The organism is Treponema sp. R6D11 (genome assembly GCF_054786075.1).
Window position 1 is genome coordinate 1 of sequence record NZ_BDHD01000991.1, and the last position, 419, is coordinate 419.

Consider the following 419-nt stretch of genomic DNA (forward strand, 5'->3'; position numbering starts at 1 on the left):
ATGCAGTTATACTGGGGAGTTAATAAAAGTATCAGGAAGAAAGGTGAAGAGTGAGAAACTATGAAGCGCACAAGAAAGAAGGTTGTTTCGGAGAAAGGGGTAGCGAGAAGAAAGGATAAAGAAGGGGTAATTGCAGGAAGGCCGCTTGAAAGAGAAAATATGACAAAAAATATTCGTGACGGGATTATTGCGACAGATCTGGCTAAGTGGCTTATACAGATAGGACGCTGCCGACGAGAGAGCTAGAGGAGAACGCGGCGGGCGGGGTCTCATTAAAAAAAAAATTTTAAAAAGATCATTCCAGAAGAATTTTTTTGAGAAAATATCCTTGGAAGAGCTATCCTGGAAAGGTTGTCGTGAAGGGATCTTGTGTAGAGGCTACTGTCGGGAGCATACCCTCGACAACACACTTTCAGAGA

Annotated in this window: 1 protein-coding gene; it reads left to right on the top strand. The window is 43.0% G+C overall.

The features are described from left to right. The first annotated feature begins 60 nt into the window (after positions 1-60). Complete coding sequence (locus tag ACYVTD_RS17150; RefSeq protein ID WP_461248851.1) at positions 61-246, top strand: hypothetical protein; 186 nt, start codon at positions 61-63, stop codon at positions 244-246. Positions 247-419 lie beyond the last annotated feature (173 nt).

Excerpts from the sequence above, each read along its gene's own strand:
- ACYVTD_RS17150 (WP_461248851.1), top strand. The coding sequence starts at position 61 with ATGAAGCGCACAAGAAAGAAGGTTGTTTCGGAGAAAGGGGTAGCGAGA.